This is a genomic window from Pseudomonas sp. UBA4194, assembly GCF_002379585.1.
Lineage (GTDB): Bacteria > Pseudomonadota > Gammaproteobacteria > Pseudomonadales > Pseudomonadaceae > Aquipseudomonas.
The window spans coordinates 48745-69777 of record NZ_DFUE01000015.1 but is presented as its reverse complement, the minus strand read 5'-3'; the positions used below and the strand labels follow the sequence as shown (position 1 = coordinate 69777).

The 21033-nt window shown below is 62.5% G+C and carries 20 protein-coding genes; 7 read left to right on the top strand and 13 right to left on the bottom strand.

Going from position 1 to position 21033, the window contains the following annotated elements; all coding sequences use genetic code 11:
• Positions 1-49: 49 nt before the first annotated feature.
• From B3397_RS03575 to B3397_RS03565, 3 genes are read right to left on the bottom strand one after another with little or no spacing between them, the layout of a single operon-like run.
• A complete protein-coding gene (locus tag B3397_RS03575) occupies positions 50-670 on the bottom strand; it encodes a YitT family protein (protein WP_296247355.1) in 621 nt (206 codons plus the stop codon).
• Positions 667-1851, bottom strand: a complete 1185-nt coding sequence (locus B3397_RS03570) for an aromatic amino acid transaminase (RefSeq protein ID WP_296247353.1) — start codon at positions 1849-1851, stop codon at positions 667-669. The genes B3397_RS03575 and B3397_RS03570 overlap by 4 nt, the downstream gene beginning before the upstream one ends.
• A gap of 3 nt (positions 1852-1854) precedes the next feature.
• Positions 1855-3285 (bottom strand): M20 family metallopeptidase, encoded by a 1431-nt coding sequence (locus B3397_RS03565; protein WP_296247351.1) that lies wholly within the window; start codon positions 3283-3285, stop codon positions 1855-1857.
• A 183-nt stretch (positions 3286-3468) separates the two neighbouring features.
• Between B3397_RS03565 and B3397_RS03560 the strand changes: the two genes are divergently transcribed.
• Entirely contained in the window at positions 3469-4386 is a 918-nt protein-coding gene (locus B3397_RS03560) for a LysR family transcriptional regulator (RefSeq protein WP_296247349.1), read from the top strand.
• On the opposite strand, the gene B3397_RS03555 is transcribed toward B3397_RS03560, so the two are convergent.
• The 3 genes from B3397_RS03555 to B3397_RS03545 form a co-directional block, all read right to left on the bottom strand.
• Positions 4365-5600: an OprD family porin gene (locus B3397_RS03555; protein ID WP_296247348.1), complete on the bottom strand. Its 1236-nt coding sequence runs from the start codon at positions 5598-5600 to the stop codon at positions 4365-4367. The two genes, B3397_RS03560 and B3397_RS03555, sit on opposite strands and share 22 nt — an antisense overlap.
• Before the next feature lie 167 nt (positions 5601-5767).
• Complete coding sequence (locus B3397_RS03550) at positions 5768-7057, bottom strand: MFS transporter (protein ID WP_296247347.1); 1290 nt, start codon at positions 7055-7057, stop codon at positions 5768-5770.
• Between the two features lie 225 nt (positions 7058-7282).
• Positions 7283-8167, bottom strand: a complete 885-nt coding sequence (locus tag B3397_RS03545) for a LysR substrate-binding domain-containing protein (protein ID WP_296247345.1) — start codon at positions 8165-8167, stop codon at positions 7283-7285.
• A gap of 356 nt (positions 8168-8523) precedes the next feature.
• Between B3397_RS03545 and B3397_RS03540 the strand changes: the two genes are divergently transcribed.
• From B3397_RS03540 to B3397_RS03515, 6 genes are all read left to right on the top strand, one after another.
• Positions 8524-9363: a transporter substrate-binding domain-containing protein gene (locus tag B3397_RS03540; protein ID WP_296247344.1), complete on the top strand. Its 840-nt coding sequence runs from the start codon at positions 8524-8526 to the stop codon at positions 9361-9363.
• Positions 9364-9419: 56 nt separating this feature from the next.
• The gene (locus B3397_RS03535; protein WP_296247343.1) at positions 9420-10082 is read left to right on the top strand and encodes an amino acid ABC transporter permease; all 663 of its coding nucleotides are present in this window, start codon (positions 9420-9422) and stop codon (positions 10080-10082) included.
• Positions 10079-11212 (top strand): enolase C-terminal domain-like protein, encoded by a 1134-nt coding sequence (locus tag B3397_RS03530; protein ID WP_296247341.1) that lies wholly within the window; start codon positions 10079-10081, stop codon positions 11210-11212. Before B3397_RS03535 ends, B3397_RS03530 begins: the two co-directional genes overlap by 4 nt.
• A gap of 118 nt (positions 11213-11330) precedes the next feature.
• Positions 11331-12605: an NAD(P)/FAD-dependent oxidoreductase gene (locus B3397_RS03525; RefSeq protein WP_296247339.1), complete on the top strand. Its 1275-nt coding sequence runs from the start codon at positions 11331-11333 to the stop codon at positions 12603-12605.
• A gap of 107 nt (positions 12606-12712) precedes the next feature.
• Positions 12713-13648: a nucleoside recognition domain-containing protein gene (locus tag B3397_RS03520; RefSeq protein WP_296247337.1), complete on the top strand. Its 936-nt coding sequence runs from the start codon at positions 12713-12715 to the stop codon at positions 13646-13648.
• A 153-nt stretch (positions 13649-13801) separates the two neighbouring features.
• A complete protein-coding gene (locus B3397_RS03515) occupies positions 13802-15904 on the top strand; it encodes a TonB-dependent siderophore receptor (protein WP_296247336.1) in 2103 nt (700 codons plus the stop codon).
• A 122-nt stretch (positions 15905-16026) separates the two neighbouring features.
• On the opposite strand, the gene B3397_RS03510 is transcribed toward B3397_RS03515, so the two are convergent.
• From B3397_RS03510 to B3397_RS03480, 7 genes are all read right to left on the bottom strand, one after another.
• Positions 16027-16701 (bottom strand): RraA family protein, encoded by a 675-nt coding sequence (locus B3397_RS03510; protein WP_296247334.1) that lies wholly within the window; start codon positions 16699-16701, stop codon positions 16027-16029.
• A 152-nt stretch (positions 16702-16853) separates the two neighbouring features.
• Complete coding sequence (locus tag B3397_RS03505) at positions 16854-17543, bottom strand: amidohydrolase family protein (protein ID WP_414704340.1); 690 nt, start codon at positions 17541-17543, stop codon at positions 16854-16856.
• Positions 17435-17941 (bottom strand): hypothetical protein, encoded by a 507-nt coding sequence (locus tag B3397_RS22480; protein WP_414704341.1) that lies wholly within the window; start codon positions 17939-17941, stop codon positions 17435-17437. The genes B3397_RS03505 and B3397_RS22480 overlap by 109 nt, the downstream gene beginning before the upstream one ends.
• Entirely contained in the window at positions 17942-18670 is a 729-nt protein-coding gene (locus B3397_RS03495; RefSeq protein ID WP_296247331.1) for an amino acid ABC transporter ATP-binding protein, read from the bottom strand.
• Positions 18667-19413, bottom strand: a complete 747-nt coding sequence (locus B3397_RS03490) for an amino acid ABC transporter permease (RefSeq protein ID WP_296247330.1) — start codon at positions 19411-19413, stop codon at positions 18667-18669. Before B3397_RS03490 ends, B3397_RS03495 begins: the two co-directional genes overlap by 4 nt.
• 2 nt (positions 19414-19415) lie before the next feature.
• Entirely contained in the window at positions 19416-20117 is a 702-nt protein-coding gene (locus tag B3397_RS03485) for an amino acid ABC transporter permease (protein ID WP_296247328.1), read from the bottom strand.
• Positions 20118-20156: 39 nt separating this feature from the next.
• Positions 20157-20960 (bottom strand): transporter substrate-binding domain-containing protein, encoded by an 804-nt coding sequence (locus B3397_RS03480; protein ID WP_296247326.1) that lies wholly within the window; start codon positions 20958-20960, stop codon positions 20157-20159.
• Positions 20961-21033 lie beyond the last annotated feature (73 nt).

Sequence of the window (21033 nt, the reverse complement as noted above, 5' to 3'; positions counted from 1 at the left end):
GCAATCTGCAATCTGTGAAGCCGCCGTTCAGCGTCGCTGAACGCCGGAATCAGCTGAAGCCGTTATAACGCGCCTTCTTGAAGTTGAGGATCATGATTACATTGATCAATGCCGCTCCGATGATGGACAACAGCGCGGCCTGCCACGACACGGTGAAGAACGCCGCCAGCAGGATCAGCCCGTCGATCACCATCTGCACCTTGCCAGCGCTGATGCCGTGCTTGTCCTGCAGGTATAGCGCAACAATGGTGACACCGCCCAGGCTGGCGCCGTGGCGAAAGATCATGACGAAGCCGACACCGATCACGCAGCCACCCAGCAGTGTGGCGAACAGCGGATCCAAGGCCTGGAAGCTGATCAGCTGTGGAATCAGGTTGCTGAACAGCGCCAGCGCGCAGATCGCCGCGAACGTGCGCAGGATGAATGGCATGCCCATGCGCTTGTAGCCCAGATAATAGAACGGCAGGTTGATCAGGAAGAAACAGGTGCCCACCGACCAGCCGCTCAGATAATGCGCCAGCAGCGCCAGGCCCGCAGCGCCGCCGGTGATGAACTGGCATTGGGCGTACAGGCTGATGCCGAACGCGATCAGCAGCGTCCCGATGAGGATGGCCTGGGCGTCCTCGATCAGCGTGTGGCGCTGTTGCGCCGGCATGGCTTGGGCGGTCATGGGCGAAGGCCTGCCTTGAGGGCCAGGGCCAGGTCGTTCAGCCGTTGGGGGGCCAGGCCCGACACGTTGATGCGGCCCTGGCCGACCAGATACACACCGGACTCTTCGCGCAGGCGCTGAACGAAGTCGACGCTGCGGCCCAGGTTGGAGAACATCCCCTTCTGCCCGGCCAATGTCTGGAACGGTTCATAGGCGTCCACCGCCTGCAACGCGCTGCACAGCCCGCTGCGCAACTCGACGATGCGCCCGCGCATGGCATCCAGTTCGGTCAGCCACTGCTGACGCCGAACCGCATCGCCCAGGATACAGGTGACAACTGCCGCGCCGTGGGACGGCGGCATCGACCACAGGCACCGGGCTGTGTCGATGATCTGCGTGTGCACGGCGGCGCGAGTACGCGCGTCGACGCAGTGCGCCAGCAGCAGGCCGGTGCGCTCGCGGTAGATACCGAAGTTCTTCGAGCACGACGCGCTGACCAGCACCTGCGGCAAGGCTTCACAGAACAGGCGCAAGGCCCAGGCATCTTCTTCAAGCCCTGCGCCGAAGCCTTGGTAGGCCATGTCGAACAACGGCAGCAATTGCTTGCGCTGTACTGCGGCGAGAATTTCGCGCCACTGCTCGGCGCCAGGGTCGATGCCGGTGGGGTTGTGGCAGCAGGCATGCAGCAGAATCGCGTCACCGGCGGCCGCCGTTTCGATCGCGCCGAGCATGGCACCCAGGTTGAACTGGCCGTCGGCATCCAGATGGTCATAGGTGACCACCTGCAGCCCGCCGCGCTCGAAGATGGCGCCGTGGATTGGCCAGGTCGGCGTACCGATCAGCACGTTGGCCACGCCGCTGCGGCTGAGGAATTCGGCCATCAGGCGCAACGAACCGGTGCCACCGGGGGTTTGCACGGTGCAGCTGGTTTGCAAGCCAGCCTGGCCCAGCAGCAGCGGCGTCATGGCCGAGCCAAAGCCTTCCACCCCGGCCGTGCTGGTGTAGGCCTTGCTGGCCTCGTTTTCCAGCAACCAGCGCTCGGCATCCTTGACTGCGGCCATCACCGGCGTTCGGCCGCTGGCATCCTTGTAGATACCCACCCCGAGGTCCATCTTCTGACTGCGTGGGTCCTGGGCGAAACGCGCGGCCAGGCCCAGGATCGGATCGTCGGGCAGAATGTCGAGGTGTTCGAAGAAGTTCATGACTCAGTGTCCTGTCAATTGTTGGCGAAGCGCTTCGGCGTGTTCGCCCAGGTCCCAGAAGACCCCGGCAGCGGCGAGCAGGCCTTGCTCGACGACACTTTCCAGCAGATGTTCATCGGGCGCATGCTGTTTGCACGAGGGGTACGAATGAGGCAGCCATACGGTAGGCAGGCCCAGCACATCAGCGAAGCAATGGTTGGGGATTGTACCGCCCAAGTTGGGCAGGATGCTGACCGGTTGATCCAGGCTCTGGCTGACCGAACGCTGCACGAAGCCGACCCAGGGATGACGGGGGTCCAGTCGGGTAGCCGCGTAGCCACCGTCGATCTGCACTTGTACCTGTTCCAGACCCTGGGCTTGCAAATGCTGGCGCAGGTTGTCGGCCAGGTCGCGCCACGCGGTGCCTTCGACAAAGCGCAACTGGCAGACCGCTTCGGCACGTCCCGGAATGGCGCCCACCGGCTTGAGCGTGCTGCCCGCCGAGAGGCCGACGACTTCCAGGGTGTTGCAGCCGAACAGCTTTTCGCCGGTGGTCAGACCAGGCTCGCCCCAGGCCGGGTCGAGCTGCGGGTCGAAGCTCTCGCCACCCACCGGTAGATCCCGCACCAACGCCGCGACATGCTCAGGCATGGCCGGCGGACGCAGGAAGTCGGGAAGCAATTGGCCTTGCGCCGAGATCAGCGACCCGATGGCATGGGCCAGCACGATCGCCGGGTTGGTGATGATGCCCCCCCAGTTACCCGAATGGCGGGCACCGTTGCCGGTGTCCACGCTCAGGCGGAACTGACACACGCCCCGCGAGCCGAGGAACAGGGTCGGCAGATCATGCCGCACCCGAGGGCCATCGGACGCCAGAAAGAGGTCAGCTGCCAGCGCCTCGGCGTGTGCGCCGCATGCTTGCTCAAGCCCGGGGGATCCGACCTCTTCGCTCATTTCGAAAATGACCTTGACGTTGAAACCCAAGCGCCCTTCCCTTGCCTGCAGGACCGCCTGCAAGGCACCCAGGTTGATGCAGTGCTGGCCCTTGTTATCGGCAGTACCGCGACCGTACAGGCGCCCTTCCTTCTGGGTCACCTGCCAAGGGCCGGTACCGTCCTGCCACAGTTCGTCCTGGCCACTGGTGACGTCGCCATGGCCATAGGTCAGCAACGTCAGCAGGTCGGTGGATTCGATGCGTTCGGCCAACAGCAGTGGCGGCTTGCCGGCTTGCGGGTTGGCAACGATACGGCAGGCGAAGCCCAGGTCGACCAACTGCGGCTCGATATCCTCGCTGAGGTAGCGAACGAGCTCAGCGGCGCATTCCGGATTCTGGCTTTCGGTGCGCTGGGCAACCCGACGGGACAAGGTCTTTAGGTAGTCGCCGCTGGTGTAGTACTGGCGAGCCAATTGCAGTGCGTGCTGACGTGCAGGAGTGCTGGTTGCTGAAGAAGACATGAAATGGCCTGTCCCGAACAATGAAAGGTATGGATATCAAGGCAACTGGCGGTGCCCGGCCTCTGGTGATAGCAGGCTCTTGGGAGCAAGGTTAAGTTGCAGGCTGGCTTGCAACAATTATAATGTTTGCAACCTTCCATTGCGTTTAAGGCAAACCTTGATCGCTCGCTATTGAGGCACTCCATGCACGACCTTCCCCTGCGGTACTTTCACAGCGTGGCCCGCACCGGCTCACTGTCCTCGGCGGCCGAAGAGCTGCACGTCGCTGTCTCGGCGGTCAGCCGGCAAATCAGCAACCTGGAAGAAACCCTGGGTTTGCAGCTGTTCGAGCGCAAGCCCCGAGGCATGCAGCTGACCGACGCCGGCGAACTGCTGCTGGCCTATGCCAACCGCAATGCGCTGGAGGTCAAGAACGTGGTGGCGGAGATGCGCGGCCTCAATACCTTGCAGCAACACAAGATCACCATTGCCTGCCCAGAGGGCATGGCCTGGGAATTCCTGCCGCGGGTCACGGCCGAGTTCCGAAGCTTCCATCCTGGTGCCAGCTACGACTTCCAGGTGGTGGATGCGGCACGGGCCTCGCAGTTGGTCAAGGAAGGCTCGGTCGACATCGCCTTGACCTACAGTCTGACGCCCAGCCAGGGCGTAGAAATCGCCATGAGTTGCGAGGCCCCCATCAGCGCCTTGATGCCGGCCAGCCACCCATTGGCCAAACGCTCCATGCTGGCCGTGGAAGACCTGCGCGAGGCGCGTCTAGCATTGCCCTACGTGGGCTCGACCATCCGCTACCTGTTCGACATCGCTTGCCATCTCAAGGGCGTCAACGTGCTGCCTACTTACACCAGCCAGTCCCTGGGGGTGATCTACACCGTGGTGCGCCATTCCGAAGACATCATCGCGCTGTGCGGGGCTGTCACGGTAAGCGGCGTCACCGCGCGGGACAACCTGGTGCTGGTACCCATGAGCGACCCGCAGTTGAGCCAACGCAGCCTGCAAGTGCAGATCATGGCCGGGCGCAAGCTACCGGTGCTGCTGCGCTACTTCCTGAGCTTTCTGGAAGAGCAGCTACTGGCGGCCACTCACCAGATCGCCAGGGTGTAGGTCAAAATCAGGCGATTCTCTTCGTACTGGGTGCTGTCGCGGGTATTCACGCCGATGTTCATCCAACTCGCGCCTACGCCTTTCAACGGGCCTTGCTGCACCACGTAGCTGAGAATGGACGTACGCTCGGTTTCGTGGCTCTGCACACCCAGGTTGATGTCGTTGCCCTCCATCCAGCGCGCCATCCACTTCAACCCGGGTACGCCCAGGGCGGCGAAGTCGTAGTCATAGCGTACCTGCCACGAACGCTCGCCCGGCTTGACGAAGCCCAGTGCCGACCAGTTGATCAGGTACGGGGCCGGGGCATAGCTGTTGAAGGTCGGGAACACGTCCTGACCCAGCATGCGCTGGTAGCCCACACCCAAGGTGTGGCCGCCCTTGAGCAGGCTGAACATGGCGCCGTAGGTGCGGTTGTCGACCCGACCGGACAGTGCCCGCCCTTCTTCCTTGTTGTTGAAGTAACGCACGTCCGTCTTCAACGCATAACCGGCGCCCAGCGGCGTTTTATAGGCCAGACCCAGGTAATGCTGACGATAGATATCCTCCAGCTGCCCGAAGAAATAGGTACCCGTCAGCTTGGGCGTGAGGTTGTAAGCCGCCCCAGCGAAGTTCAGGCCGTCACTGCTCGACTTTGGTGAGTCTCCCCATAGGTAGAGTTCTTCAGTGTTGGACGACTCGCGCCCGGCGATGCTCCAGAAGCGTCCAGCCGTCAGGGTCAGGTCCTTCAGTTCTTTGGATTCGAGCAATGCGCCTTGGTAAGTGGTCAGCAACTGGCGTGTCGGGTCGTAGGAGGCCACCGGCAGGTTGGGCCGCTGCTCGCCAATCCGCAGTTCGGTCTTGGAATAGCGAATTTTTGCCGTGGCGTTGGCACGGCTGTAATCCTTCACCGGAGTGCCATCGGTTTGCACCGGCAGCACGCCGTCGGGCGAGCGCGCCTGGCTGCCGTCCAGACGATAGGCGAGTTGCCCGCCCACATCCAGGCCGAACTGAACCGGGCCGTCGGTGTAGCCGGATTGAAACTGTAGATCGAAGCCTTGTGACCAACTGCCTGTACGTGAGCGCGGCGCATTGTCCTGCTTGAAATCGCGATCCACCCAGAAATTGCGCAGCCCCAGGTTCAGATGGCTGTCATCGAGCAGATCGGCCTGCGCCGTACCCGCGCCTAACGCCAACAACAACGCCCCCGTGCCCCGCGACAGATGAAACTCGAACATTGCCCACTCCTGCATGCGTATCGATATCCGGCCTCTGGGGCCGTGGGTTATGGCAGTGGAAATCACACCTGGCAGGCAGGCGCGTTGGCGCAGCACACGAACATGTCGGGCATGTTTCTAGGGGGATTTGCAACGGCCGGAGCGAACGCCGCCGGCCGGGGATGCCATCACGAGTGCTTCAGATGACGGCGAATGGCGAGCAGGGTGATCAGGCTGAGCAACCCCGTCAGCAGCAAGTAATAGCTGGGCGCGAGGTTGTCGCCGCTGGCGCTGATCAGCCAGGCAACGATGAAGGGCGTGAAACTGCCGAAGGCGGTGGTGCCGATGTTGTAGCTCAGGGCCATGCCGGTGGCACGCACCTGAGTGGGGAACAACTCGGACATCAGCGCTGGCAAACCGCCGAAATATAGGGCCTTGAGCAGGCTCATCCAGAACAGTACTGCCAGCAACGCGAACAGCGTCGGCTCAGCGGCGAGCCAGGAGAACGCCGGCCAGATGGTCGCCACGAAGATCAGCGAAGCACCAAGCATGATGCGGGTGCGGCCATAGATGTCTGACAGATGTCCGATCAGCGGCGTCAGCACAGTCAGCACCAGACCACTGAGCAAGGTGCCGGCGTAGCCGATGGAAGCCGTCAGCCCCAATTGCTTCACGGCATAGGTGGGCATATAGATGATCAGATAGCTGACTGAGGTAGACAGCACCAGGGCGCCTACGGCCAGCAGCATCGGCAGCTTGTGCGACTTGAACAGGGCACTGACCGGCGCATGGCTGCGGTCGGACGCCTTGAACTCACCAGCCTCTTCAATGTGGCGACGGATGTACAGACCGATCGGGCCGATCAGCAGGCCGAACAGGAACGGAATGCGCCAGCCCCAGCTTTCCAGCTGATCGGTGCTCAGGGTGGTGGTCAGCAGCAGCCCGAACCCGGAGCCCAGCAGACCGCTGACGCCTTGGCTGGCGAACATGAAACTGGAAATCAGGCCCTTGCGCTCGGGCGCATGCTCGACCAGCAATGCCGTGGCGCTGCCGAACTCACCGCCGGCCGAGAAGCCCTGGATCAGCCGCGCCAGAAAGATGCCCATGGGCGCAAAAATACCGATCGCAGCGTAGGTGGGCATCACCGCGATGAGAAAGGTGCCGATCATCATCAGCCAGATCGAAGCCAGCATCGCCGCCTTGCGCCCTACCCGGTCGGCGTATGAACCGAGCACCATCGCGCCCAGCGGCCGGATCATGTAGGACACCGCAAAGGTACCCAGGGCCAGCAGAAGCGACACGGTTTCATCGGTGTTGGGGAAGAACAGCTTGGAGATGGTCATGGCAAAGAAGCCATAGACAATCAGGTCAAACCACTCCAGGGCGTTGCCGATGGAAGAAGCAATGACCAATTTGTAGAGTTTGCGGTTTGACATCGGCTGAGGAACAGTTCCGGCCATGGTGGATGCAGCGGTCATGTATAAACTCCAACACATCGAAGAGTGAGTCCACGCACACCGCAGTGGGGTACGTCGGCTGTTGCGGCGATGGTAGGGCGACCCCAGCTTTCCCACAATTATACATTTCAGAAGATAACGTTGCCTTTAGAGCAAGGCGAAGGTGCCCGATTTTGACCCTTTGAGCGCAAATGGTGCCTGGACCCCATGATGGAACTACGCAGGTGTCTATATGGCGCTTTTCTGTCAGCGAACCTGCTGCATCAGCCAGTCGCGGAACTGACTGACGTGCTGTTTGGGTGCCTTACGTTCCGGGCTCACCACCCAATACCCCTCCCCCGACTTCACCGGTGCGCCGAACGGCATGTGCAATGCGCCGCTTTGCAGCTCCCGCTGCACATAGTGAATCGGCACCACGGCCAACCCCAGGCCACTGACCGCCGCGCTGATGAGCATCTCGCTCTGAGAAAAACGCACGCCTTGAATCACGCCGTTATTGCTCAGCCCCGAAGCCCTCAGCCATTGAATCCACAGGCTTGGACGACTGGCGTTCTGCAGCGTGGGCATGCGCGAGAAATCCAGCCGGTCGTGCTTTTCGCCTGCCGGAATCAACAGCGGTGAAGCCACCACCACCAGTTCTTCGGCGAACAGCAGTTGGGAACGGGCATCGGCCCAGCTGCCAGCCCCGCGCATGATGACGATGTCGAAGCGACAACTCTTGAACTCGATGTCGGCCTCGATCGGACCGATGTCCACCGGTACTTCAGGCGCCAGTTGCAGGAAATGCTGCAGGCGCGGCGCCAGCCAGCGCGACACGAACGTCGGATTGGCGCCCACCATCAATGAAGCATCGGCCTTGCGCCCACGCACCAGGTCGATGGACGCCTCTTCGAGGGCGTTGAGGGTGTACACCACGTCGCTGAGGTATTTGCTGCCTGCATCGGTGAGCACCAGGCGTGAGCCAGCCCGTTCGAACAGGGGCAGGCCGAGCATCTGCTCGAGCTTGGTGATCTGACGGCTGATACCGCTTTGCGTGACGGACAGGTCAGCAGCCGCCCGGGTAAAGCTCAAGTGCCGCGCTGAAGCTTCGAACGCTTGCAACGCGGATAAAGAAGGCAGAAAGCGGCGCATGGTCAGAACCTCGAATGGACGCCATGACTTATAGTCATGACGAACCGAGTTTTCAAGGCTTCAGTTCCCATCGTGTTTATGTCAACAATAGGCGCCATGAATCACGGCCTACGAGGCGTGACGAGGGTCATTCACTGGTTGCGAGGCTGCAAGGCGGCCGCGCCGCGTTCATGAATGACCCGCGCAGCACCGAGCAGAAGTCATCTGCCCTACAACAATCAGCAGCACGGGCTCTGGGAACCCATAGCGGAATCCTGCCGACGGGCGCGAAGCTTTTCTTTCGACTGCCAGATAAAGCTGTTTGATGGACGATGAAACATGACATCTGAATTTGGCTCATTGGGGAAGGCATTGGCATGATCACGCGCAGACATTTTTCGAAGCTGGTTGGGGTTGGCGTCGTGGGCGCTTCCACTGGGCTCATGGCCCTCGGTGCTCGCGCCGCTGCCAGCAGTTCCCTGGAGCGGGTCAAGGCTTCCGGCGTGTTGCGCATCGGCGGCATCGGCGACGGCGCTCCCTATTACCAGAAAAGCCTGACGGGCGGCCCATGGCGCGGTTTCTACGTGGACATCTGCCAGAAACTGGCAGACGACCTGGGTATCAAGTTGTCGATCCTGGAAACCACCTGGGGCAATTCGGTGCTTGACCTGCAGGCCGGCAAGACCGATGTGTTCTTCGGCTTGAACCCTACCCCGGAGCGGCAGAAAGTCATCGACTTCTCGGGGCCGGTGTTCAAGAACGCCTTCACCTTCATTGCCAAGAAATCGGTAACCGCGAAAAGCTGGGAAGACCTCGACACACCGCAGACCCGCATCAGCGTGGACGCCGGCTCATCCCACGATTCGGCCGTGACCCGGCTGCTGCCCAAGGCCAGCATCTCGCGTCTGAAAACCGCCAGCGATGCTACCGCGGCATTGCAGTCCAACCGCGTCGATGCCCAGTGTCTGGTCATGGTGCTGGCCCTGGCACTGCGCGCCAAGCACCCGTCGATCGGTGAACTGATTGTGCCCACGCCCGTGAACTTCACGACGTCCAATGCCGGTTTCCGCCGCGAGGAAGACACCTCGTGGCGCGACTATGTCGACGCCTGGATCAGCGAACACCGCGACAACGGCTTCATCAAGGAGGCCATCATGCGCAATATGGCGCTGGTCGGCGTGACCCAGAAGGACTTCCCCGAAGGCTTCGAAATCTGATCAGCCGGGGCCTTTGACCACCGCTGATCCGCCCCCTTTTTATGTGAGGTCTGCACATGTACGAGTGGGATTTTTCCGCACTCTGGGAATACCGTTGGCTGTTTCTACAGGGCCTGGGCCTGACGGTATCGTTCACCATCGCCATCGTCATCGGCGGCCTGGCCATCGGTCTGCTGGCGGCCATGGGGCTGCTGTCGCGCTTCAAGCTGATACGGGCTGCCGCCCTCACCTTCACCGAAGTGTTTCGCTGTACCCCGGTGCTGGTTCAGTTGATCTGGTTCTACTACGCGCTGCCGATTCTGGCAGGCGTGGAGATGACCCCCATCACGGCCTCGTTGCTGGCGCTGTCGTGCTATGGCGGGGCGTTCTACGCCGAAGTCATCCGCGGCGGGATCGTATCTATCGACCCGGGCCAGCAGGAGGCAGGCCATGCGCTGGGCATGACGCCGGCCCAGACCATGCTGCGCATCATCCTGCCGCAAGCTGTACGGCGCATGATTCCGGCGTTGATGAACCAGTCGATCATGCAGTTCAAGAACACTTCGCTGGTGTCGGTACTGGCGGTGCCGGACCTGGTCTATCAGGGCCAGATGGTTGCCCACGACAGCTTCCGGCCGCTCGAAACCTATTCAGCGGTGGCCGTGGCCTACTTTGTGATTCTGTTCCCGTTGACCGTGATCGTGCGCTATCGCGAGAAGAAATATGGAGCTGGCAAATGACCTCTGACAACGAAAGCATCCAGCGGCTGCGGGTATTCCTACTCGAAAGCCCGATCAAGATGGCGCGCCTGCAAGGCGTGGGCAACGTCAAGGGCAGCGTCAAGCGCGTGCTGGTGGAGTTGACCTCCAGTTCGGGCATCGTTGGCTGGGGCGAAGCGGCGCCGTGGGAAGTGTTCACCGGCACCGCCGAAGGCGCCTTCGCGGCCATCGACACCTATCTGCGGCCCGTCGTGATCGGCGCGTCGATCCGCGCCATCCGCAAGACCACCCTGGCCATGGACACCGCGCTGGTGGGCCATGGCGAGGCCAAGCTGGCCATCGAAACCGCCATGTTCGACATCCTCGGCAAGGCCTCGGGCTTGTCGGTGGCCGACTTGCTCGGTGGCCGAGTGCGCGACAGCATCCCCTTGTCGTTCTCCATTGCCGACCCCGATTTCGACGCTGACATGGCCCGCATGCGCGAGATGGTGCCGGCCGGCAATCGCATCTTCAAGGTCAAGACCGGGGTCAAATCCCACGCTCAGGACATGGCCCATCTGGAAGCCATGCGCAATGAATTCGGCGACGCCATCGACCTGCGCCTGGATTACAACCAGGCCCTGTCGCCCTTCGGCGCGATCAACATCCTGCGCGATGTCGACCGTTTTCGCCCCACCTTCATCGAGCAACCCGTGCCGCGTGATTGCCTGGCCGCCATGGCCTCGTTCGCTGACGCTCTGGATACGCCGATCCTGGCCGACGAAAGTTGCTTCGACGCCCGCGACCTGATGGAGATCATCCGCCTGGGCGCGGCCGATGCGATCTCGGTCAAATTGATGAAGGCCGGCGGCCTGCTCAAGGCGCAGGCGCTGATGGCCATTGCCGGCACCGCCCATTTACCGGGCTACGGTGGCACCTTGTGGGAAGGCGGCGTGGCGCTGGCCGCCGGCACCCAGTTCATTGCCGCCACACCGGGCATGTCCCTGGGTTGCGAGTTCTACATGCCGCACCACGTACTGACCGAAGACGTACTCGAAGAGCGCATCCCCAACCGCGACGGCGCCGTGATCGTGCCCACCGCACCGGGGTTGGGCATCTCGATTTCCGAGGCCTCGCTGCGCGGCAATGCACGAATCCTCGCGGAGCGATGACCTGCTCCGTGCTCCCTCTCCCCTAGGGAGAGGGCTGGGGTGAGGGGACCATTCACCCCAGCACCCAGACCCCACGAAACTCTCCCCCGCAGCGGACCACGCCCCAGAGGACAGCAGCATGTCGAAGCCCATCCAACGCCACATCGCCGTGATCGGCGCCGGCATCGTCGGCGCTTGCTCGGCGCTGGCCCTGCTCGAAGACGGCCACCGCGTCACCCTCATCGAACCCGGCGAGCCGGGTGGTGAACAGGCGGCCAGCTACGGCAACGGCGCGTTTCTGAGCCCAGGCTCGATCATTCCCATGTCCATGCCGGGCCTGTGGAAGAAGGTCCCTGGCTATTTGCTCGACCCCAAGGGCCCTTTCACCATCCGCTGGCGTCACCTGCTCAGGCTGGCCCCGTGGTTGATCCGTTTCGTGCGGGCCGGTGCCACCCCAGCCAAAGCCACGCGCACGGCACGCATCCTTTCCAGCCTGCTGTCGGATTCGCCCACCCGGCACCTGGCTTTGGCCGCCGCCAACCGGGTGCCAGCCCTGATTCGCCAGGACGGGCTGCTCTACGTCTATCCCAACCGCGAAGCGTTTGCCCAGGAGCGCTTTGCCTGGCAGCTGCGACGCGACAACGGCGTGCAATGGCGCGAACTCGACGCCACTGCGCTGCATGCCTTCGAGCCCGCGTTGAATGCGCGATACGGCTTCGGCGTGCTGGTCGAAGCCGGGGGGCATTGCGTCGATCCCGGCAGCTATGTCCGCGCACTGGTGACAAGCGCGGTTACCCAAGGCGCGGTGCTGCTCAAGGCGCGGGCCAAAGGCTTCGAGCTGGATGGCAAACAGGTGCGCGCCGTCCTCACCGACCAAGGGCCGCTTCCCTGCGACGGCGTGGTCATTGCCGCCGGCGTGCACTCCAAGGCGCTGGCGGCGTTGGCCGGGGATAACGTGTCCATGGAAAGCGAACGCGGTTACCACGTACAGATCGCTCTGCCCGCGACCGGACCCTGCATTCCGGTGATGCCGGGCGACGGCAAGATGGCCAATACCATGACCGCCGCAGGCTTGCGCGCTTCCGGCCAGGTCGAACTGGCCAGCGTCGAGGCGCCGCCGGACTGGGCGCGGGCCGACATTCTGCTGCACCATCTGCTCGACACCTACCCAGGGCTCGGCGACCAGACGCCAAAGCCGACCGTCAGCCGTTGGCTGGGCCACCGCCCCTCCACCCCCGACGGCTTGCCGGTGATCGGCACGTCCTCCGCCAGCCCGAGCATCGTCTATGCATTCGGTCATGGCCATGTCGGGCTGTCCGCAGGGCCCATGACCGCTGACATCGTGGCCAGCCTGTTTGGTCGCCGCGCTGCGCCCATCGATATCCGCCCGTTCGCGGCTGCACGCCTGCGCTGACAGGCAGCGCGGCTTCATCCAGCAGCGTCGGCGTTGCTGGTAGGATGGCGGCGAACTTCGGCGAGCCCCGGCATGCCCGCCCCCAGCACAGGATTCAAGCGCCGCCCATGGACATCATCACGCTCATCATGACTGCCGGTAAATCCGCCGTCGAACCGGCCCTGTTCGTACTGCTTCCCGTCATGGTGATCATGCTGTGTGTGATGCGGCTGCTCGAAGCCTTCGGCGTCCTGGACCGCCTGGTGACCTTGCTGGCCCCGGTACTTAAACCCTTCGGCCTGACCGGGCTCAGCGTGTTCGCCTTGCTGCAGGTCAACTTCGTCAGCTTCGCGGCACCCGTGGCCACGTTGGCGACCATGGACCGACGCGGTGTATCGGACCGCCACCTGGCAGCGACCCTGGCCATGGTGTTCGCCATGGCTCAGGCCAATGTCACCTACCCCCTCGCGGGTCTGGGCCTGAGCTTCGGCACGTTCATGCTGATTTCCATCATCGGCGGGCTGATTGCCGCAGCCTTCACCTACTACCTGACGGGCCGTCGGCTGTCGGCGACAGAGCAGCCGCAGGACGAAACCCTGCACCATCCGGTCGCCCATGACCCCAAGGGCGTGCTGGCCATCATCAGCAGCGCCGGCAACGAGGCCTTTCGCATCTCCACCGGCACCATTCCATTGGTTGCGCTCTCGCTGCTGTTCGTGCTCGTCATCAAGGACGTCGGCATCATCCACTGGCTGGAGGTGGTACTGACGCCAATACTGGGCTGGGCCGGCATCAACCCGGCACTGATCCTGCCCACCCTGACCAAATACCTGGCCGGCGGCAGCGCCCTGCTGGGGGTGCTGGTGGACATGCACAACCACGGTCAGGCCGATGCCCACCTGATCAACACCAGCGCCGGCTGGCTGGTACACACCCTCGACCTGCCGGGCATCGCCATCATGATGTCCGCCGGACCGCGGGTGGCGAAAATCTGGAAGCCGGCTGCAGTGGGCGGGCTGGTGGGGATTCTGGCGCGGACGTTGGGGCAGGCGTTCTGGGGCTGAGCGTCTGTTCCGAGCGAGGCTGTCAACGTATCAAGGCCGTTACCCGAAAGAATGTGAAAAAAATGTCCACGGTTTGTTACTATTTGTTTCTAGTTCTCATTTGCACTATGAATCAGAGTCGTAATCGCACCCTTTCACTCCAGGACATTACCCTTGAATCGTCGCCTCCCTGCCAGCCTGCTGCTGGTGGGCGCTTGCAGCGCCCTGCCCCTTGCCCATGCCGCCGATGAACTGACCCTGCCCAGCACTCAGATCGAAGACAGCGCGATCCAGACCGACGGCATCAGCCAGGGCTACCAGGGCAAACCGTCCTCCAGTACCACCAAGCTGGGCCTGACGGCGAAGGAAACGCCCCAGGCAATCACCACGGTGACTCGGGCGCAGATGGATGACTTCAGGATCAATGGCATCAAGGACGCCCTGCGCTCTGCGCCCTCGGTGACCGTCGAGCAAAGCGAGACCGACCGCACCGAGTTCACCTCACGCGGCTTCGACATCGGCACCTTCGAGTACGACGGCATGGGCATGCCGTTCGCCCAGACCATTCTGGTCGGCGACCTGGACATGGCCGAGTACGAGCAGATCGATGTGCTGCACGGTGCCAATGGGTTGATGAGCGGTACTGGCAACCCATCGGCGACGGTCAACTTCGTGCGCAAGCGCCCCACGCACGACGCCCAGGCGCAGATCAGCACCAGCGTCGGGTCCTGGGACAACCGCCGGATCGACGTGGATGTGTCCGGGCCGCTGACCGACACCGGCAATGTGCGCGGCCGCTTCATCTATGCCCACGACAAGGGTAACTCGTGGCTCGACAACTACAGCCACGAAAAGAACGTCGTAGCCGGCCTGCTGGCCTTCGACCTGTCGGACGCCGACACGCTGACGGTGGGTTTCTCGCAGCACAACAGCGACTCCAACGGCAGCACCTGGGGCAACCTGCCGCTGGTGGACAGCAACAACAATCCTCTGCACTACAGCAGCCGCAGCTCCAGTGTCGGCCAGCCGTGGACCTACTGGAACATGCACACCCAGAAAGCCTTCGCCGAGCTCAAGCATGACTTCGGCAACGGCTGGAACGCGACCCTGACTGCAACCGGCATCACCGAGCGACAGGACACCAACATGTTCTACGTGGCAGGTCTGCAGGACGATGATGCGTCGGTGTTTGCCGCCCACACCACCAGCAAGGCGCATCAGTTGATCGGCGAAGCGAAGGTCTCGGGTCCCTTCAGCCTGTTCGGTCGCGATCACGAGTTGACCCTCGGCGCCAACTACGGCCGCACGCACCAGAAAGCACGAGAGTACGACGCTGCCGAAGGCGGTTACTACGACACCTCGTTCGCCGGCATCCTGGCCGGGCAGACGCCCCATCCTTCGTTCCTGTTCACCAGCGACACCAACACACAGAACTTCGAAGACCGGCAAAAAAGCGTGTTTGCCGGTGCCCGCTTCAGCCTGGCCGACGACCTGCACTGGATCGCCGGGGCAAGGATGATCAGCGCCGACGGGTCGGGCGAAAGCTATGGCGCGGACCACTCGCTGCGCGAGCACGGCAAGGTCACGCCCTACACGGGGCTGGTCTACGACCTGACGCCGGAATGGAGCCTGTACACCAGCTATACGCGGATCTTCAACCCGCAATACAGCACGCTGGGCCTGGACGGCAAGCTGCTGGACCCACTGGAAGGCAAGAGCCTGGAAGCCGGTGTCAAAGGCAGCGTGTTGAACAACCGCCTGGATGTCACCGCCGCCGTGTTCAAGACTCAGCAAAGCAACGTGGCCGCAGGTTATGTGCAGGTGGGTTCGCAGTACCTGTACGAGACAGCCAACTACAAAAGCCATGGTATCGAGCTCGAAGCATCGGGTGAGGCGCTGCCGGGCCTGAACCTGCTGGCCGGGTATACCTATGTGAGCATCGACGACCAGGACGGCGACAAGGACCGCAAGTACGTGCCGACCCACAGCTTCCGTGGCCTGGCGACCTACCGCCTGCCCGGTCTGCCACAGGCACGGGTAGGCACCCGCGTCAGCTGGCAGAGCGCGATCCAGAATGATTCCTTGAGCTATGTCCGGCAGAACGCCTATGCCTTGGTCGATCTGATGGCCAGTTACGATATCGACAGCAACTGGAGCACGTCGCTGAACTTCAACAACGTGACAGACCGCAAGTATCTGCTGTCGATGTACAGCCAGACCGCTTCCAACTACGGCGCTCCACGCAATCTGACGGCTTCGGTAACCTGGAAGTATTGATAACAACTAGCAACTGGGGGGTGGCCGCCGTACGCGGTCCGCTCTTAGCCCCCTCTCCCTCAGGGAGAGGGCTGGGGTGAGGGGACCATCCCCCCCAAAACCCACTCCCCCCAGAACCCCCCTCAACCGAAATAACACCCCTTGGCCTTCAACGCATCGATGACCCACGCCCGATCATTAGTCCCCTCGGCAATATCCAGCAACTGCTGAGCCTCCGCCGCAAGCTTGGCCGCAGCCTTCTCGAACACCGCTTCGGCGTGGTCGAAGGGCACGCACAGCACCCCGTCATCATCGCCTATCACCAGATCGCCCGGTTCGATCACCATCCCTGCTATGGCCACCGGCACGTTGATCTCGCCCGGCCCGTCCTTGTAAGGCCCCCGGTGGGTGATACCCGCTGCGAACACCGGGAAGTCGCTGCCGCGAATGCTTACGGCATCGCGGATCGCGCCGTTGATGATGATGCCCCCCAAACGCTTCTTCTGGGCGTAGGCCAACATCAGTTCGCCGATCAGCGCATTGCTCAGGTCGCCACCGGCATCCGCCACGATCACGTCACCCGGCTGGGCGATATCCAGGGCGTAGTGCAGCATCAGATTGTCCCCGGGGCGGCACTTGACCGTCAGCGCCGGGCCGGCGAGCACACCGCCGCGGTGCATCGGCCGCAAGGTGGCACCAGCAGCCGTCATGCGGCTCATTGAATCGCTGATATTCGCGACTGGCACCGCGCGGTAGCGCTGCACCAGCTCTGCGGACACCTGGCGGGTGCGTTGAAGAACTCTGAAACCGTTGGACATGCTGTTCACCTTTTGATGTGGCCGGCGCCACGAAGCACCGCCGGCAAGTTCCTTGAAACTGAAAACCGCGCAAGCAAGGGCAAAATCGGGCCGAGCGAATCCTGAACGCCTGGGTACCAGACGCCGTCAGTCGGCAACGCGTGTTGTGAGGGTTAACCGATACCTGGCTGTCCCATCGGGCCAGGAGCCGTTGTCTGTAGCGCCAAACCATAGGTCTGCGTCGCCACACCGCTGAAAAGCGCCGTCCTTTGCGCGCAGTTCAATTCCCGCGTGATCCTTTTGAAGGCGTTCCACAGAACCCCGTAGCCATACATCCCCTTGTCCACGGGAAAGTTGCTCTCGAACATGCATCGCTGCGGCCCGAAAACCTCGATGCAGTGCATCACATAGGGCGCCCAGAGCGCGGCCAATTGGGCTGAAGTGGGCGGTAACGGCTGCTTGTGCAAATCGAAGCCTGCCACGCGCATGCCGAGACCACCGAGCTTCATTCGCACGTTGGGCAGCTTGGCCAGCTGAGCCACCAGCGCCGACCAGTGTTCGAACACCTGCTCTCGCTGCCCGGCGTAAGGCCCGATACCCAGCGGGCCGCCCATGTGATCGACCACGATCGCAAGATCAGGAAAAGCCTGGGCCAGCGCGATGACTTCAGGCAGCTGGGTGTGGTACCCCCAAACGTCGAGGGTCAGATCGTGTTGCCGCAGCACGGCAACACCTTGGCGAAACTCGGCGCTGCTCAGGATGCCGGCCGGGGGCGGTGACGGATTGGAGACCACCCGGGCATCAGCGTGCCAGGCCGTGGTGTTGCGCACACCGCACAGCCGGTTGCCTGCCCGCTCACGCATTTCCTCGAGCACCGGCGCCACTGCGGCGCCAGGCAAAGATCCGCACCGGCAATAATGCCAGCGTTGATCCTGGGATGACCGTACTGACCGCTGGCACTGCAGGCCGCCACACCGTTGGCGAATTCCACTTCACCGACGCTTTGGCTGGCCGGCGGCCGACTCAGGTCGAACATGGTCCGACATTGCGCATAGATCGACGCAACCACGGCATGGCCACTGGCATTGATATCGGCCAGGTAATCTTCCATCAGGTAGCGTCCCGCGGGCCTGTCCCACAGATGGTGATGCGCGTCGACGATGGCCAGCTCCGGCTCCAATGCGGGCTCGCGCACCTGCGCCAGCCATTCCTGGCGAACCGTCAGGTGCGGTGACCCGGCAGAAGTAGCGACCGGAATCACTCAGTGCCCCCGGATGTCGGCAATGAACTTGGCCGCACGCGGGTGCTGGGGCGTGGTGAAGAACACCTCCGGCACAGCCCGCTCAAGCACCTGACCGGCATCCATGAACCAGATGCGGTCGGCGACTTCACGGGCGAAGCCCATCTCATGGGTCACGCAGATCATGGTCATGCCTTCGGCGGCCAGGTCTTTCATCACCTGCAGCACCTCGCCAACCATCTCCGGATCGAGGGCGCTGGTGGGCTCGTCGAACAGCATCACCGGCGGCTCCATGGCCAACGCTCGCGCGATCGCCACACGCTGCTGCTGGCCGCCGGAAAGCTGCAGCGGCATGGCGTCGGCCTTGTGCGCCAGGCCGACCTTGGCCAGCAGCTCACGGCCCTTGTTCGCCGCATCCGCCTTCGAACGCCCCAGAACGGTCATCGGGCCGATCATCACGTTGTCGAGCACACTCATGTGGGGGAACAGATTGAACTGCTGGAACACGAACCCCACACGGCTGCGCAAGGTGTTGAGGTGCTTGCGCGAGCCATGCACCTCTTCGCCGGAGATACGGATGTTACCGGCCTGGATTTCTTCCAGGCGATTGACGGTACGAATCAAGGTCGATTTGCCCGACCCGGAAGGCCCGCACACCACCACCACTTCACCGGCACTGACATGCTCGTTGATGTCATGCAGCGCCCGGTAGTCGCCGTACCACTTGTTCACGTCTTTGAATTCGATCATTTCGCTTGCCCCAGCAGAACAGGCTGCTCTGCTTCACTGTTGGTCCTGTGGCTGGCCACCCCGGCACGCTTGCGCTCGATCGAGCGTTCCAGCCAATTGGCCAGACGGCTGAGGGAAAAGCACAGCACGAAGTAGAAACCCGCCAGCAAGGCATACACCTGGAAGGGTTGGGTCAATAACTGGTTGTTGATCTGATACGCCGCGAACGTCACTTCCTGGGTCCCGATCAGATAGGCCAGGGAGGTATTCTTGGTGATCATGATGAACTGATTGAGGATGCTGGGCAGCATGTTGAACAACGCCTGAGGCAGCACGACCTTGCGCATGCACTGGCTGTAACTCATGCCCATCGCTCGCGCCGCTTCCACCTGCCCCTTGGGCACGGCGTTGATGCCGGCACGCACCACTTCACCCAGGTAGGCGCCTTCGTACACCACCAACGCCACCACCATGGTCACCGTGCCGGAGATGTTGTAGCCCGTCACCAGCGGTATGACGAAGTAGGTCCAGAAGATCAGCAGCAACAGCGGAATGGCCCGCACTACATAGGTGTAGGCCAGCGCCGCATTGCGCAATGGAGCGATGCTCGAAGTACGCGCCAGGCCAATGCAGATGGCGATGGGGAACGAGGCAATCAGGCTCACCAGCGCCAGGATGATGGTCAGTGCCAGCCCGCCCAACGGGCCCTGCGGGTATTGCCCGATCAGCAGCAACGGGCCGTAATCGTGGAGAATGTCCAGCATGCCTACCTCGCCATCCGCGATTGATTGCGCTGCTGCAGCAACGAGCCGCACAGCATGATTGCCCACGAGCCCAGCAGGTAGAACAGGCTGGCCACGGCGAACGTCTGGAAGGTCATGTAGGTTTCACCTTCGATCTGCCGAGTGATGTACATCAATTCGGCGGTACCGATAGCCATCGCCAGCGCGGTGGTCTTGAACAGTCCCAGCGTCTGGTTGACCAGCGACGGGGCCGAAGCCCAGATCGCTTGCGGGATGAGCACCTTGCGCAAGGTCTGCACGTAGCCCAGACCCAGTGCCCGTGACGCTTCGGTCTGACCGGAGGGCAACGACCGAAAACCGCTGCGCAAATCCTCGCTGACATAGGCTGCCGCATTCAGGGTGAGCGCAATGATTGCGAAGATCACCTCGCCGCCGTTGTCGTTGATCAGGTTCTGCGTGGAAGCAGGCAGCAGTTGCGGCACGCCGAAGTACCAGACGAACAGCTGCACCAGACTGGGCACGTTGCGGTGGTATTCCACATAGGCGCTGACCAGCACATCGGTGGCACGCCCCGGCACCAGCCGAATCGCCATCAGCACGCACGCCAGCAGAAATGCCAGTACCGCCGAAATGACGAAAAGCTCCAGGGTCAGCGCCATGCCGCCCAGGAAGGCGTGCAGATAATCGCCCTGCAACAGGGACGCGAAGCCGTTGAAAATGGACATGTGTACCTCAATCAGGCCGCCGCAGCGGCCTGCTGTGCGTCACTGGAAATCGGTCAGAGGCGTCAGCTTCTTCTCGCGTGCCAACTTGAACTCGCTGCCTTCGCCGTACCATTTGTCCCACAACGCTTGCAGCTCGCCACTGGCTTCCATATCGGCCAGCGCCTTGTCGACGGCGGCTGTCAGGGCCAGCTCGCCCTTCTTGATGCCGATGCAGTTGGGCTCGTAGTGCAGAGCCTGATCAAGAAAATGCATGTTCTCGCTGCGCACGTGGAAGCGGATGGCCGCAGGCTCGGTCATGGCCATGCCTTGCACCTTGCCTTGTTGCAGCGCGAGAAAGGCGGACGGCGCATCTTCGAAACCCACCACCTTGGCCTGGGTGATCTGCTGACGTGCGTACAGTTCCGGGGTGGAACTCTTGATGGCGCTGATGCGCTTGTCGGTGAAGTCATCGAACGTCTTGATGTTGCTGTCGCCCTTGACCAGCACCTTGATCGGCACCTGGTAGTAGGCCGAAGAGAACTCGATCTGCTCGGCGCGAGCCTTGGTGTAACCCAGGGCCGCGGCCACCACATCGGCGCGACCGGAAATCAACGTCGGGATACGCGCACTCACCGCTACCCCTTGCAGTTCCACCTTGACCCCCAGCTGCTGGGCCAGTGCCTTGCACAGGTCGACATCCAGACCCACGATCTCGCGGGTCGCCGGGTCCTGGTAACCGAGCGGCACACTGTCGGTGAGCGTGGCGCAGCGCAAGGCGCCACGGTCCTTGATATCCTGCAAACCATCGGCCAGCACCACACCGGATGCCATCAAACCGCACAACGCAAACAAAGCCCTTTTCATCGTCGAAATCTCTTGAAAGTAGGGGCAGGTAAAAACTGAATCATGGGGGGTTGCCGTTCGCCGGGTGCATTGC

Bases quoted from the DNA above. Each gene is read 5' to 3' on its own strand.
- B3397_RS03505 (WP_414704340.1), bottom strand. From the start codon at position 17,543: ATGCGTGAGCGGGCAGGCAACCGGCTGTGCGGTGTGCGCAACACCACG.
- B3397_RS03480 (WP_296247326.1), bottom strand. From the start codon at position 20,960: ATGAAAAGGGCTTTGTTTGCGTTGTGCGGTTTGATGGCATCCGGTGTG.
- B3397_RS03540 (WP_296247344.1), top strand. From the start codon at position 8,524: ATGATCACGCGCAGACATTTTTCGAAGCTGGTTGGGGTTGGCGTCGTG.
- B3397_RS03560 (WP_296247349.1), top strand. From the start codon at position 3,469: ATGCACGACCTTCCCCTGCGGTACTTTCACAGCGTGGCCCGCACCGGC.
- B3397_RS03550 (WP_296247347.1), bottom strand. From the start codon at position 7,057: ATGACCGCTGCATCCACCATGGCCGGAACTGTTCCTCAGCCGATGTCA.
- B3397_RS03575 (WP_296247355.1), bottom strand. From the start codon at position 670: ATGACCGCCCAAGCCATGCCGGCGCAACAGCGCCACACGCTGATCGAG.
- B3397_RS03545 (WP_296247345.1), bottom strand. From the start codon at position 8,167: ATGCGCCGCTTTCTGCCTTCTTTATCCGCGTTGCAAGCGTTCGAAGCT.
- B3397_RS03490 (WP_296247330.1), bottom strand. From the start codon at position 19,413: ATGCTGGACATTCTCCACGATTACGGCCCGTTGCTGCTGATCGGGCAA.
- B3397_RS03530 (WP_296247341.1), top strand. From the start codon at position 10,079: ATGACCTCTGACAACGAAAGCATCCAGCGGCTGCGGGTATTCCTACTC.
- B3397_RS03485 (WP_296247328.1), bottom strand. From the start codon at position 20,117: ATGTCCATTTTCAACGGCTTCGCGTCCCTGTTGCAGGGCGATTATCTG.
- B3397_RS03510 (WP_296247334.1), bottom strand. From the start codon at position 16,701: ATGTCCAACGGTTTCAGAGTTCTTCAACGCACCCGCCAGGTGTCCGCA.
- B3397_RS03565 (WP_296247351.1), bottom strand. From the start codon at position 3,285: ATGTCTTCTTCAGCAACCAGCACTCCTGCACGTCAGCACGCACTGCAA.
- B3397_RS03535 (WP_296247343.1), top strand. From the start codon at position 9,420: ATGTACGAGTGGGATTTTTCCGCACTCTGGGAATACCGTTGGCTGTTT.
- B3397_RS03570 (WP_296247353.1), bottom strand. From the start codon at position 1,851: ATGAACTTCTTCGAACACCTCGACATTCTGCCCGACGATCCGATCCTG.
- B3397_RS03520 (WP_296247337.1), top strand. From the start codon at position 12,713: ATGGACATCATCACGCTCATCATGACTGCCGGTAAATCCGCCGTCGAA.
- B3397_RS03555 (WP_296247348.1), bottom strand. From the start codon at position 5,600: ATGTTCGAGTTTCATCTGTCGCGGGGCACGGGGGCGTTGTTGTTGGCG.
- B3397_RS03525 (WP_296247339.1), top strand. From the start codon at position 11,331: ATGTCGAAGCCCATCCAACGCCACATCGCCGTGATCGGCGCCGGCATC.
- B3397_RS03495 (WP_296247331.1), bottom strand. From the start codon at position 18,670: ATGATCGAATTCAAAGACGTGAACAAGTGGTACGGCGACTACCGGGCG.